Origin of the sequence: Saccharothrix syringae, from assembly GCF_009498035.1 — a bacterium.
GTDB classification, from domain to species: domain Bacteria; phylum Actinomycetota; class Actinomycetes; order Mycobacteriales; family Pseudonocardiaceae; genus Actinosynnema; species Actinosynnema syringae.
Map to the genome: position 1 here is coordinate 2005520 of NZ_CP034550.1, position 12428 is coordinate 2017947.

Sequence of the window (12428 nt, forward strand, 5' to 3'; positions counted from 1 at the left end):
CCACGAGCACCGACCGCACGGGGGAGACCGTGGTCGCCACGAGCACGCGAGCAGAGCCCCAGTTCACCATCGCCGACCCGTGGGCCGCCTTCCGCCAGAAGCGCTTCCTGCTGCCGTTCGGCACCTCGGTCGTCACCGCGCTCGTCGGGGCCCTCCTGCTGGTCCTGTCCGGTACGGCGTGGCTGCCGTTCCGCGACGTCACCGTGGTGCGGGTGATGATGGCGTCCAAGCGGGACTTCTTCGAGGACGCCGAGGTCCGCCGCATCATGCAGTCCCACGGCATCCGGGTCCAGGTCACGCCGATCGCCTCGCGCGAGCTGGTCTACCGGGACGACCTGGACGACTACGACTTCGTCCTGCCCTCCGGCCAGTCGGTGGCCAACGTGGTCCGCGAGCGCCGCCGGGGCAAGGTGATCAACACCTACCGGCCCTTCTTCAGCCCGATCGTGCTCGGCACCTACCGCGAGTACGCGAAGGCGCTGGAGGCGGCCGGCGTGGCGAAGCGGCAGGACAACGGCGGGGGGTTGTACTACGACCTGTCGCTGCCCAGGTTCGTCGACCTGGTCGAGGCCGGCACGACCTGGAGCAAGCTCGCGGAGGAAGCGCCGCTCTCGGAAGGACTGCCGAGGAACGGCAACCGGATCATCGCGCAGACCCCGGACCCGTGCCTGGCCTACTCCGGCGCCACCTTCCTGGGCATGGTGGCGTTCGCGCGGAACGGCAACCAGGCCCCCGCCGACGAGGAGAGCGCCGCGCGGCTCGCCAAGGAGATCAAGCCGCTGTTCGACATCGAGGGCCAGCACGGCGACGACCTGGGGCCCAAGTACGTCACCCCGGAGGGCCGGTCGTTCGCCACGATCGTGGTCATCTACGAGCACCAGTACCTGGCGCACCAGTTCCGGTGGATCGACGGCACCGGGAAGCCGGACGAGGACCGGGTGCTGCTCTACCCCGAGGAGCAGCACGAGACCGCACCGGAACTGCTCGCCTTCACCCCCGCGGGCAACCGGGTCGGCGAACTGGTCACGCAGGACCCGGCCCTGCGCAGGCGCGCCGTCGAACTGGGGTTCCGCGTCTACGGCACCCAGGCGTCCCCCGCCGGCAGCGAGCTGACCGCCCACCTGGTCCGGCGCGGCCTGCCCGTGCCCGGCAGCGGCGTGGGCGACACCGAGGCGTGGCTGCCGGACCTGCCGCTGCTGGAGAGGATGATCGAAGACGTGGGCGGCTGCCGGTGAGGCGGCTCGCCGTGCTGCTGGTGGCCGCGCTGCTCGCGGGGTGCACGGGCGGTGCCCCGGAGACCACGACGCTGACCGTGCTGGCGGGCGCGGAGCTGGCCGACCTCGCCCCCGTGCTGGCCGACCTGCGCCGCGACACCGGGGTCGAGCTGCGCGTCGAGTACCGGCCGACCCTCCGGGCGGGCGAGGAGCTGGCCCGGGGCGGCACCGGGTACGACCTGGCGTGGCTGTCGTCCAACCGGTACCTCAAGCTGCGCGGGGCCGAGCTGCCGCTGTCCACCAGCGTGATGCTGTCCCCGCTGGTCATGGGGGTGAAAGCGGGCAAGGCGGCGCAGTTGCGCGACGCCTCGTGGGCCGACGTCGCGCAGCGCGCCGGCGCGGGGGAGCTGACGTACGTGATGGCCGACCCGCGGGTCTCCGGCGCCGGCCTGTCGGCGCTGATCGGCGTCGCCACGGCCGCCGCGGGCACCGGGGCGGCGCTGCGGCCGCAGGACGTGGCGTGCGACAAGCTCCAGGGGTTCCTGGCGGGGCGGGTCGCGTCGGTCCCGGCCGAGGACCCGGCCGAGGAGTACGTCACGCGGCAGGACGAGGTGGACGCGGTGCTCGCCCACGAGTCGACCGTGCTGTCCCTCAACGCCTCCGGGAAGCTGCGCGAGCCGCTGGAGGTGGTCTACCCGCGCGACGGGATCGTGCTGTCGGACTACCCGCTGATGCTGCTCGACCGCGGCAAGCGCGCCGCCTACGACCGGGTGGTGGCGTGGCTGCGGGCGGAACCCGCGCAGCGGGCGATCATGGAGCGCACGTTCCGCCGACCCGCGAACCCCGACCTGCCCCGCGATGCCCGGCTGCGCGCCCCGGTCGGCAACGCGCTGTACTTCCCGGCCACGCAGGACGTGGTGGACGCCCTGCTGGCCGCCCACGACCGCGCCGGCAGGCCCACCAGGGTGGTGTTCGTGCTGGACCACTCCACGTCGATGGAGGGACCGCGGATCGCCGGGCTGCGGCAGGCGTTCGAGGTGCTGAGCCGGGGCGGCGGGTTCGACCGGTTCCGGCTGGGCGAGACGGTCGTGGTGGTCCGGTTCGCCGGGACCGTGCTGGACGAGCGGGCGGTGACCGTGCGCGGGCCGGCGGACCTGGACGCGCTGGCCGGCCTGCTGGCGTCCGCGCCGCTGGCCGACCACACCGCGATCTGGTCGGCGCTCGACCACGCCTACCGCGGCGCGGGCGCCGGCGAGGGGAGCGTGGTGCTGATGACCGACGGCGAGAACAACGCGGGGATGAGCGCGGAGGAGTTCCTGGCCGCGTGGCCGGACCCGCCCGCGCCGGTCTACGCGATCCGGTTCGGCGAGGCGGACCCGGTGGCGCTGGACCGGGTGGCGCGGGCGACCGGTGGCCGGGTGGTGGACGCCGGCGCGGGGTCGCTGCTGGAGGCGGTGAGGGAGATCCGTGGGTGTCGGTAGCGGGGCCTGGTGGCCGTCGTGGGTCGGGTGGCTGCTGTGGGGGGTGACCGCGCTGGCCGTCCTGGTGACGGTCGGCGTGCTGGTCGTGGCGTGGCGGATCTACCGCGAGGACAGGTCCGTCGAGCACTCCCTCGGCGTGCCGGTCTACCTCGACGCGGCGGCGGTGGTGAACATCATGTCGTCGCTGGGGCTGCGGCCCGTGCCCCAGGGGATCACCCTGCGGGAGGTGCGCGCCAAGGACCGGAAGATCGAGGTGCGCGGCGTGGCCGCCGGGATGAACGACACCACCGAGGAGACCCGGCAGTACCAGGAGGTCCACGAGCCGATCGACCTGGTCACGCCCCTGCTCAAGGCGCTGTCGGACCGCCGCCAGCTGGTGCTCGTCGACCTGGTCGGGCGCCGGCTGTGGCGCAACCGGGCGGTGGACCGGCACCTGCGGTCGTCGGGGCGCCGGGGCGACACCACGCCGCTGTGGGGCGGCACCGCCTACGTCTCGCTGGTCGGCATGTTCCGGATGGAGTCCGAGGACGACGGCTCCACCGTCTTCCTCGCGCCCATCGGCGAACCGGGCGGCGGCGGGGACGTGCCGCACGTGCGCCTGGAGTGCCCGCACGAGTGGCTGCTCGACCGGGTCGTGCCCGACGGCGAGTTCTTCGGGTCCTGCCTGGGCCGGGTGCGGTCGTGGCAGCCGGAGGAGGGGCACCTGGTCGTGCGACCCATCGCGGTGTTCCAGTGATCGCCGCGTGCGATGCTTGGACCATGGCATCGGTACCGGAGCGGCTGGTCGAGGCCGCGACGCGGTTGTTCGCCGCCAAGGGCTACGACCGGGTCGCGGTGCAGGAGATCGTGGACCTGGCCGGCGTCACCAAGGGCGCCATGTACCACTACTTCGGGTCCAAGGACGACCTGCTCAACGAGATCTACGGCCGCCTGCTGCGGATGCAGACCGAGCGGCTGGAGCAGATCGCGGCCGGACCGGCCCCGGTGGTCGAGCGGCTGCACGCCGCCGCTTTGGACGTGGTGGTCACCTCGGTGGACAACTTCGACCAGGCGCGCGTGTACTTCCGCTCGGCCGAGCACCTGGCCGAGGACAAGCGGCGAGAGATGCGGGTCGCACGGCGCCGGTACCACGAGCGGTTCCGGGCGCTGGTCGAGGAGGGCCAGGCGGCCGGGGTGCTCCGCGCCGACGTGCCGGCCGACCTGACCGTGCACTACTTCTTCGGTTCGGTGCACCACCTGGGGCAGTGGTACAACGTCGGCGGGCCGCTGACCGCCAAGCAGGTCGGCAGGCACTTCGCGGACCTGCTGCTGGCGTCGTTGCGCCCCGTGGAGGAGGAGCGGTGAGCGAAGGGCCCAAGGCCGTGCTGCACCGGTACCTCCAGGTGGGCCGGGACGCCGCGCTGTGGAAGCTGGAGGGGCTGTCGGAGTACGACGCGCGCCGCCCGCTCACCCCGACCGGCACGAACCTGCTCGGCGTGGTCAAGCACCTGGCCTCGGTGGAGATCGGGTACTTCGGCGACGTGTGGGGCCGCCCGTTCCCCGAGGACCTGCCGTGGCTGGCCGAGGGCGCAGCGGAGAACGACGACATGTGGGCCACGGCCGACCAGTCGCGCGAGTACGTCACCGACCTGTACCGGCGGGCGTGGGCGCACTCGGACGCCACCATCGGCGAGCGGGACCTGGACGCGCCCACCGAGGTGCCGTGGTGGGGCCCGCAGCGGCGGCACACCACCCTGCACACCCTGCTGGTGCACATGATCGCCGAGACGCACCGGCACCTGGGGCAGTTCGACATCCTGCGCGAGCAGGTGGACGGCGCGGTCGGCCACCGGCGGGAGCTGGACAACATGGCGTCCGGTGACGAGGCGGCGTGGGCGGAGTACCGGGCCAAGCTGGAGGATGTCGCCCGGCGGTTCCGCTAAGAGCTCCGCCGGCTTCCCCGGGGACAGGACGGCTGGACCGCCGGTTGCCCGGTCGCGGCCCCCGGGCGGGGGCTGGCTCACCCCCGCGGGCTCACCCCCGCGGGCTCAGCCCGGTCACGGCCAGCCGGAACAGGCGGTCGGCGCGGGCGGCGGGCTCGGGGTGGTGCTCGGTGGCCAGGACGACGCCCACGGCCAGGGTGATCAGGTCCGTGACGGTAACGCCCGCGGCCACCGCGCCGTCCCGCGCGGCACGCTCCAGCAGCGGGCCCGCCGCCTGCTCCAGCGCCGCCGAGCAGCTGTTCTCGTGCACCGGGTCGGGTTCGGCGCCGTCGTAGGCGAGCGCGGCCGCCAGCCCCCGGGCCGAGACGCAGTAGGCGACCACGTCGTCCAGCCACTCCAGCAGCGCGTCGCGGCTGTCGGCCGCACCGGTCAGCTCGTGGGCGCGGGCGCACAGGGCGTCGATCCGCGTGCGGGACACCGCTTCCAGCAGCGCGTGCCGGGTGGGGAAGTGCCGCCGCACGGTCGCCGAGCCGACCCCCGCCGTGCGGGCGATCTGCTCCAGCGACGCCTGCGCGCCGTGGGCGGCCACCTCCTGCTCGGCCACGGCGAGGATGCGCGCGTAGTTGCGCCGGGCGTCGGCGCGCCGGTGGTCGGTGCGCTGCTGGTCGGGCATGGCGTCGTCTCCAGGCTTGCTAAGTGGCGGGCCCCGCCATATCGTACTCGGGCAGAAACGGCGGGCCCCGCCGTTTCGTGGTCGAGTCCCCGAGGAGTGCCATGTCCGCCGATTCCGCCCCCGTCCTGGTCACCGGTGCCACCGGCAGGCAGGGCGGTGCCACCGCCCGCGCCCTGCTCGCGGCGGGCGTCCCCGTCCGCGCCCTGGTGCGCGACCCGGGCGGTGACCGGGCCAGGGCCGTCGAGGCGCTGGGCGCCGAGCTGGTCGCCGGCGACCTGGGCGACCGCGACTCCGTGGTCCGGGCCGCCGAGGGTGCCCGCGCGGTGTTCTCCGTGCAGATGCCCCCGTTCACCGGGGAGGGCTTCGACTTCGCGACCGAGGTGGTCTGGGGGATCAACCTCGTCGAGGGCGCGAAGGCCGCCGGGGTGGAGCAGTTCGTGCACACCTCGGTCAGCGGCGCCGGTCAGCACACCGGGGTCCCCGGCTGGGCCGAGGGCCGCTGGGCGTCGATGGAACCGACCCTCGGCGCCAAGACCGCGATCCAGGACCACGTCCGCGCGGCCGGCTTCCCCCGCTGGACGTTGCTCAAGCCGGCCTTCTTCATGGAGAACTTCCTGCCCTCCATGAAATTCCTGTTCCCGCGCGGCGTCGAGGGCGGCCTGGTGAGCCTCGTCAAGCCCGACACCCGGCTGTCCCTGGTGGCGGTGGACGACATCGGTCGGGCGGCCGCGGCGGCCGTCGCCGAACCGGAGCGGTTCCACGGGGTCGAGCTGGAGCTGGCGGGCGACCACCTGTCGATGGCGGGGGTCGCCGAAGTCCTCTCCCGCGTCCTGGGCGTGCCGCTGTCCGCGCCGGACATGACCGAGGAGGAGGCTTTCGCCGCCGGGATGCCGGGGATGGGCGCCTCGCACGAGTGGCTGAACGTGGCGGGCCAGCCGGCCCGCCCGCACCACGCGGCGGAGTTCGGCATCCGGCTCACCGGTTTCGGGGCGTGGGCGGAGGAGCGCGTGCGGGCCGACGCCTGAAGTGGAAGCCCCCTCGGCGCCCGGGGGCGCCGGGCGCCGAGGGGGTTGCTCAGGCGACCAGCAGCACGACGGTCTCGGCCACGCAGCCGGGCTTGGGGTTGCCGTCGATCTCGACGGTCACCCGCACCACGGCCTGCTTGCCCTGCGCCACGTCGGCCACCTCGACCAGCTCGGCGCCGGCGCGCACGCGCGAGCCGACGACCACGGGGCTGGGGAAGCGGACCTTGTTCAGGCCGTAGTTGACGCCCATCTTCAGGCCCTGGACGGTGTAGACGTCCCGGACCAGCATGGGGATCAGCGACAGGGTGAGGTAGCCGTGGGCGACGGGCGCGCCGAACGGGCCCGCGGCCGCCTTCTCCAGGTCGACGTGGATCCACTGGTGGTCGCCGGTGGCGTCGGCGAACAGGTTGATCTCGTCCTGGGTGACCTCGTGCCACTCGCCGAAGCCCAGGTGCTCGCCCTTGGTGGCGGCGAACTCGTCGAGGTTCGCGAACACGCGCATGGCTTGTCAGTCCTTCGGTCCGCCGGCGACGTAGATGACCTGGCCGGAGACGAACCCGGCGCCCTCGCTGACGAGGAACGAGGCGGTGTGCGCGATGTCCTCGGGGGTGCCGACCCGGCCGACCGGGATGGCGGCCGCCGCGCCCTTCTTGAAGTCCTCGAAGTCCACGCCGACGCGGGCGGCGGTGGCGGCGGTCATGTCGGTGGCGATGAAGCCCGGCGCGATCGCGTTGACCGTGACGCCGAACTTGCCCAGCTCGATCGCCAGCGTCTTGGTGAAGCCCTGGAGGCCCGCCTTGGCGGCCGCGTAGTTCGCCTGGCCCCGGTTGCCCAGCGCGGAGGTGCTGGACATGTTCACGATCCGGCCCCAGCCCGCCTTGGTCTGGAACGCCTGCACCGCCCGGCTCATCAGGAACGACCCGCGCAGGTGCACGCCGATGACCGCGTCCCAGTCGTCGTCGGTCATCTTGAACAGCAGGTTGTCGCGCAGGATGCCCGCGTTGTTGACCAGGACGGTCGGCGCGCCGAGCTCGTCGGCCACGCGCCGCACCGCCGCGTCGACCGCCGTGGCGTCGCTGACGTCCACGCCCACCGCCAGGGCCGTGCCGCCGGCCGCGCGGATCTCCTCGACGGTCTCGGCGCAGCTGCCCTCGTCGAGGTCGAGCACGGCGACGGCGAGGCCGTCCCGGGCGAGCCGCGTGGCCACCGCGGCTCCGATGCCCCGCGCGGCGCCGGTGACGATCGCCACCCGTGCGTTGGTGTCGACCACGGTTGGTCCTCCTTGATCTGCGGGCCTAAGCAACCGCTTAGTAACCTACCCGCGCGGTCGCCTTGACGCCAGCGTCGGGCGCGGGAAGCATACCGACTGGTCGGAATGTCCAACAGGGGAGACGCGGTGGAGTTCTCGGGCAAGGTCGCGCTGGTCACCGGAGCCGCCAACGGGATCGGGGCGGGGGTGGCCCGCCGCCTCGCCGCGGGCGGCGCGTCCGTCGTGGTCGCGGACGTGGACGACGCGCGCGGCGAGGCGGTGGCCGCGGAGGTCGGCGGCGCGTACGCGCACTGCGACGTCCGGGACCCGGCGCAGTCGGCGGCGGCCGTCGAACTGGCCGTGTCGCGCTTCGGCGGCCTGGACTTCGCCGTGCTCAACGCGGGCATCGGCACCGGGTTCGGCCTCGGTGACGACTTCGACCCCGAGCGGTACCGCAACGTCATGGGCATCAACCTCGACGGCGTCGTCTACGGCGTCCACGCGGCCCTGCCCGCGCTGCGCGAGCGCGGCGGTCGGATCGTGGCCACCGCCAGCATGGCAGGTCTGATGGCCATGCCGATCGACCCCCTCTACGGCGCCAACAAGGCCGCCGTGGTCGGCCTGGTGCGCGGCCTGGGCCCGGTGCTGGCCGCCGAGGGCGTCACGGTCAACGCGGTGTGCCCGTCGTTCGCCGACACCGACATCATCTCCGGCTTCCGCGACGCGCTGGAGTCCGCCGGGATGCCCGTGCTCGGCGTGGAGGACGTGGTGGACGCCTTCGTCGCCGTGTTGCGGGACGGCCGGCCCGGTGAATGCTGGTTCGTGCAGGCCGGCCGGCCGAGCGCGCCGTTCAGGTTCCCCAACCCGCCCGGACCGCGCACGGCCACCGGCGAGCGCGTCACCTTCCACCACGACGTCTCGGCCACCCCCGACGTCCCCACCACCGGCAAGGAGAGCTGAGCCCCGTGCGAGCCGTCCAGATCACCGAGTTCGGCGGACCGGAGGTCCTGACCGAGGTCGAGCTGCCCGACCCCGTCGCCGGACCGGGTGAAATCCTCGTCGACGTCAGCCGCGCGGGCCTGAACTACGCCGACACGCACCAGGCCGAGAACAGCTACCTGTCGAAGATGGAGCTGCCGCTGGTGCCCGGCGGCGAGGTCGTCGGCACGGCCGGCGCGCGGCGCGTGGTCGCCCTGACCGCGGGCGGCGGCGGGTACGCGCAGAAGGCCGTGGTGCCGGGGGCCACCGCCTTCGACGTGCCCGACGGCGTGGACGACCTGACCGCGTTGAGCTTGGTCGTGCAGGGCGCCACCGCCTGGCTGCTGCTGCGCCGCAGCACGCACATGGAGCCGGGGGAGAGCGTCGTCGTGCACGCCGCCGCCGGCGGGGTCGGGTCGCTGGCCGTGCAGCTGGCGAAGAAGTGGGGCGCCGGGCGCGTCATCGCCACGGCGAGCACCGAGGAGAAGCGCGCGCTGGCCCTGGAGCTGGGCGCGGACGTCGCGGTCGACTCCACCGCGCCGGACATGACCGGGGCGCTGCGCGAGGCCAACGGCGGCCGGCGGGTCGACGTCGTGCTGGACATGACCGGCGGCGCGGTGACCGACCAGAGCGTGGCGGCGCTGGCGCCGTTCGGGCGGCTGGGGTTCTACGGGATGGCGAGCCGCGAGCAGCCGTCGCCCATCGCGCCCGGCAAGCTGCTGGTGCGGTCCACCGCGGTGGCGGGCATGTGGCTGCCGCACGCGTTCAAGCTGCCCGGCCGGGTCGTGCACCGGGCCATGGCGGAGCTGTTCGACCTGGTGCTGGCGGGCGAGCTGCGGGCCGTGCCGGGCGGGGAGTACGGGCTGTCCGAGGTGCGCCGGGCGCACGAGGACCTGCGGGCCCGGCGCACCACCGGCAAGCTGGTGCTCGACCCGTCGCGCTGAGGCTGGGGGGCCGCTCGCCGCGGCCCCCTCGCCCCCGTCAGTCGTCGCTGAGCTCGGCCAGGGCCGCCTTGACCCGGGCCAGCTCGGCCTCCAGCTCCTCCATGCGGGTGCGGTGCTGGGCGCGGGCCGTCTCGATGACCTCCTCGATGCCGCCCGCGATGTCCTCGTGCAGCTCCTTGGCCGCCCGCGCCACCGCGGCGGCCGAGATGCTCAGGCCCTGCACGACCCGCTTGGTGCCGTGCACCAGGTCGGCCTGCCACTCGCCGTCCGCGGTGCCGGTCACGGTCAGCGTCAGCTCCACCGTGCGGGTCTTCTTCGCCGTCGACTTGGGGCGCTTGGCCGGCTTGGCCTCGGCCTCGTCGGTCTTGGGCTCCTGGGTCTTGGGCTCCTGGGCCTTGGGCTGCTCCTCGACCCGGGGCTGCTCCTGGGGCACGGCTGCGACCTCCTCCTGCACGGGCGCGGCGGCGGGCGCCTCGGCGTCCACCTTCACTTCCTGCTCTGCGAGCGTGTCCGCCTGCACGATCCTGTGGTTCCTCTCTGCGCATCCGGCTCGACCCGCCGTGATCGTAGAACACCTGTTCGAGGGTGGGTCGATTGCCCCGCACAGCGTAGGGTGTCGGCCTTGTGAGCGTGTGGAGGGACTTCTCCGCTCGCCGGTTCCTGGACCGGTTGAGCGACCAGCTCGGCATCGCGGTGGTGCTGGCACCGGGCGTGCTGGCTGCCGTGGACCAGCACGGAGCGGCGGTGCGCGACATCCTGGCGCACGGCGTGTCGGCCTCGGCGGTGGCCGCCGGGGCGGTGCTGCTGGCCGGGTACGCGAGGGGCGTGCTGGACGAGGCGGTGGAGCAGGGGTGGCGGTTGCCCGCCATCGTGGACTGGGCGAACGCCGACTGGACGACCCTGAGACTGGCCGCGGTGTGCCACCTGGCGAGGCGCGAGGAGCCGGCGCTGGGAGCTTGACCCCGTGGTGGTGCCGACCCGTCCACCCGCCGGCCGCGGCAGCGGCGGACCGCCGCTTTCGAGGTGATTGAACCTTTTTCACCTTGCGGCGACCTCGTGGTTCTGCAGGACGTGGACGGCCTTGGCCAGGCGGCCGGACACCCGCGGGATCCTGCCGTCCGGCGAGGCGATCATCTGCGGGTTCACCTCGTGCATCCGGCGTTTCGCCCCGCGCAGCGCCTGCCGTCCCGGGTCGGGCCTGCGCCACGCCGAGCTGGACCGTCGGCGGTGGGGGCGGACCGGGCCGGAGACGAAGGTCGGCGTCCGGTGTGACAACGGCGGTGCGGCACCGACACGCCGACGATCGCCGGTTCGTGGCCCCCTTGTCCGTCAATGCACCCCGACCAGGATGAAAAACGTTCATTTTCGAGAAATGTCCGTGGGGCGGGGTTGGGGCAATCGGGTGAAGTTGAGGTTCGGCGTGGAATTGGTGTGACATCGACACCCGTCGGAGCGACTACCAGGGTGAAGGGTCGACTCCGCCGTCGACGTCGGAGCGCCCTCCCGGAGATCCGACCAACAATGAAGCTCCCGGGTACCGCGCCACATGTGCCTGACAGGACGCTGCGGAACCCAGGCGGAATGGAACCGGCCATGAAGCGCATTTTTGTCGTCCTCGCCGCACCCCTGACCCTCGTGCTCGGCCTCGGCTCCGGCACCGCCGCCGCCGAACCGACTGCCCTGAGCGATCTGGCCGCTGCGCCCGCACCGGTGGGCATCGTGTGCGCTGGTGCGCAGACGACCGACTACGCCCCTCCGCTGACCAACACGACCCGGAACACGAAGACCAAGAGCACCGAGAACTTCAACTGCTCTTCGCTCGCCGGTGTCAGCAGCGCCACGAGCACCCACACCGCGACCAGCCCTCAGAGCTGCGTGCTCGCTCTCGTCCCGCCCACCAACACCAGCACCCGGACCTACACCTGGAACACCGGGCAGAGCAGCACGGTCACCTTCTTCAGCTCGACGGTGGCGACCCTCGCCAACGGCACCAAGGTGACTACCTCCGTAGGCACGGTGACCGCCGGGTTGGGGGAGGGGAGCACGGCCACCCGCGTGGTCACCCTGCCCAGCCTGAGTCTCACCGCCTGCGCCACTACCGGCATCGACAGCCTCACCGGCCCCGCGACCCTGGAAATCCTCCCCTGAAGCGGGAAAGGCGGTTCCCCTCCCTGATCGCGCACGAGGCTGTCTCCGCGACCCGCGACCCGCGACAACGCGGCACACGCCGCTGCAAGCCGAGACTCTCAGCGCCCGTCAGCCCGGCGAGGCTGTGTTCTGTTCCCCGGGAAACCGCGTCGCCGCAGGATGAAAAAGATCCATTCGACTGATCGCCGAATAACCGGATGATCCCGGCTGAAATCGATGGACGGAAGCCGGTGAACGTTCGCCGCCGGGATTGTCGGACCTCGCCGGCAAAATGAAAGCAGGGGTCCCCTGGGCGGGCAGGGTTCCGGCAAAGTAGTTTGTGCTGTTCAGGGTTTGAATGCGGGTGGGCACGGCGCTCCGGGGTGATCATGTGAGTGTCTGTGTCGCATGGTCCGGGGAGTGCCGTGTCCGCCTTGTCGTCCTGTCCGGTGTCCGGTGTCCGGTGCCGTCGGTGGCGGTGGCGGTGGACGGCAAGTCGGTGGCCGGGACGTTCGGTCGGGCCGGTGGCAGCGGGGTGCACCTGCCGGCGGCGTTGCGTCATGCCGGCCGAGGGGCTACCCCCACCCCGATTCGCCGCCCGGGGACGACATGCCCTGCCCGGTCTTCGAGGACCGAGGACACGGCCGCACCGAACCGCGCGCCGTCCGGGTCGCCCCGCTCGGGGACCACGGCTTCGGCGACGTCGACCTCCCCCACGCCCGCACCGCGTTCCCCGTCGGGCGCTACCGGGCCTGCCACGCCACCGGCCGGCGCGGCGCCTTCGCCGGGCTCGGGGTCGGCAGCCCGACCGGCGA

The 12428-nt window shown here is 73.2% G+C and carries 14 protein-coding genes; 10 read left to right on the plus strand and 4 right to left on the minus strand.

What is annotated here, in order from left to right:
* The first annotated feature begins 29 nt into the window (after positions 1-29).
* From EKG83_RS09515 to EKG83_RS09535, 5 genes are read left to right on the plus strand one after another with little or no spacing between them, the layout of a single operon-like run.
* Complete coding sequence (locus EKG83_RS09515; RefSeq protein ID WP_033433623.1) at positions 30-1235, plus strand: hypothetical protein; 1206 nt, start codon at positions 30-32, stop codon at positions 1233-1235.
* Positions 1232-2695, plus strand: a complete 1464-nt coding sequence (locus tag EKG83_RS09520; RefSeq protein ID WP_033433624.1) for a vWA domain-containing protein — start codon at positions 1232-1234, stop codon at positions 2693-2695. The genes EKG83_RS09515 and EKG83_RS09520 overlap by 4 nt, the downstream gene beginning before the upstream one ends.
* On the plus strand, positions 2682-3431 hold the full coding sequence (locus EKG83_RS09525; RefSeq protein WP_033433625.1) for a hypothetical protein: 750 nt from the start codon (positions 2682-2684) through the stop codon (positions 3429-3431). The genes EKG83_RS09520 and EKG83_RS09525 overlap by 14 nt, the downstream gene beginning before the upstream one ends.
* A gap of 23 nt (positions 3432-3454) precedes the next feature.
* Entirely contained in the window at positions 3455-4039 is a 585-nt protein-coding gene (locus tag EKG83_RS09530) for a TetR/AcrR family transcriptional regulator (protein WP_033433626.1), read from the plus strand.
* Positions 4036-4617, plus strand: a complete 582-nt coding sequence (locus EKG83_RS09535) for a DinB family protein (protein ID WP_033433627.1) — start codon at positions 4036-4038, stop codon at positions 4615-4617. The genes EKG83_RS09530 and EKG83_RS09535 overlap by 4 nt, the downstream gene beginning before the upstream one ends.
* 91 nt (positions 4618-4708) lie before the next feature.
* On the opposite strand, the gene EKG83_RS09540 is transcribed toward EKG83_RS09535, so the two are convergent.
* Positions 4709-5290, minus strand: coding sequence for a TetR/AcrR family transcriptional regulator (locus EKG83_RS09540; RefSeq protein ID WP_033433628.1), 582 nt, complete (start codon positions 5288-5290; stop codon positions 4709-4711).
* Between the two features lie 101 nt (positions 5291-5391).
* On the opposite strand from EKG83_RS09540, the gene EKG83_RS09545 reads away from it, so the two are divergent.
* Positions 5392-6315, plus strand: coding sequence for an NmrA/HSCARG family protein (locus tag EKG83_RS09545; RefSeq protein WP_033433629.1), 924 nt, complete (start codon positions 5392-5394; stop codon positions 6313-6315).
* Between the two features lie 49 nt (positions 6316-6364).
* On the opposite strand, the gene EKG83_RS09550 is transcribed toward EKG83_RS09545, so the two are convergent.
* Together EKG83_RS09550 and fabG are read right to left on the minus strand one after the other, a co-directional pair.
* On the minus strand, positions 6365-6817 hold the full coding sequence (locus tag EKG83_RS09550; RefSeq protein ID WP_033433630.1) for a MaoC family dehydratase: 453 nt from the start codon (positions 6815-6817) through the stop codon (positions 6365-6367).
* 6 nt (positions 6818-6823) lie between these two features.
* Positions 6824-7585 carry a 3-oxoacyl-ACP reductase FabG gene (gene fabG, locus EKG83_RS09555; protein ID WP_033433631.1) on the minus strand — a complete coding sequence of 254 codons (762 nt, stop codon included), beginning with the start codon at positions 7583-7585 and terminating at the stop codon, positions 6824-6826.
* A 105-nt stretch (positions 7586-7690) separates the two neighbouring features.
* On the opposite strand from fabG, the gene EKG83_RS09560 reads away from it, so the two are divergent.
* Together EKG83_RS09560 and EKG83_RS09565 are read left to right on the plus strand one after the other, a co-directional pair.
* Positions 7691-8524, plus strand: coding sequence for an SDR family NAD(P)-dependent oxidoreductase (locus EKG83_RS09560; protein WP_051766519.1), 834 nt, complete (start codon positions 7691-7693; stop codon positions 8522-8524).
* A gap of 5 nt (positions 8525-8529) precedes the next feature.
* Positions 8530-9486: a quinone oxidoreductase family protein gene (locus EKG83_RS09565; protein ID WP_033433632.1), complete on the plus strand. Its 957-nt coding sequence runs from the start codon at positions 8530-8532 to the stop codon at positions 9484-9486.
* A gap of 37 nt (positions 9487-9523) precedes the next feature.
* Here the strand turns inward: EKG83_RS09565 and EKG83_RS09570 are convergent, their stop codons facing one another.
* Complete coding sequence (locus EKG83_RS09570) at positions 9524-10006, minus strand: DUF6319 family protein (protein ID WP_084716857.1); 483 nt, start codon at positions 10004-10006, stop codon at positions 9524-9526.
* Between the two features lie 104 nt (positions 10007-10110).
* On the opposite strand from EKG83_RS09570, the gene EKG83_RS09575 reads away from it, so the two are divergent.
* On the plus strand, positions 10111-10446 hold the full coding sequence (locus EKG83_RS09575; RefSeq protein WP_033433633.1) for a DUF6401 family natural product biosynthesis protein: 336 nt from the start codon (positions 10111-10113) through the stop codon (positions 10444-10446).
* A 621-nt stretch (positions 10447-11067) separates the two neighbouring features.
* Positions 11068-11634, plus strand: coding sequence for a hypothetical protein (locus tag EKG83_RS09580; RefSeq protein WP_033433634.1), 567 nt, complete (start codon positions 11068-11070; stop codon positions 11632-11634).
* Positions 11635-12428: the final 794 nt, after the last annotated feature.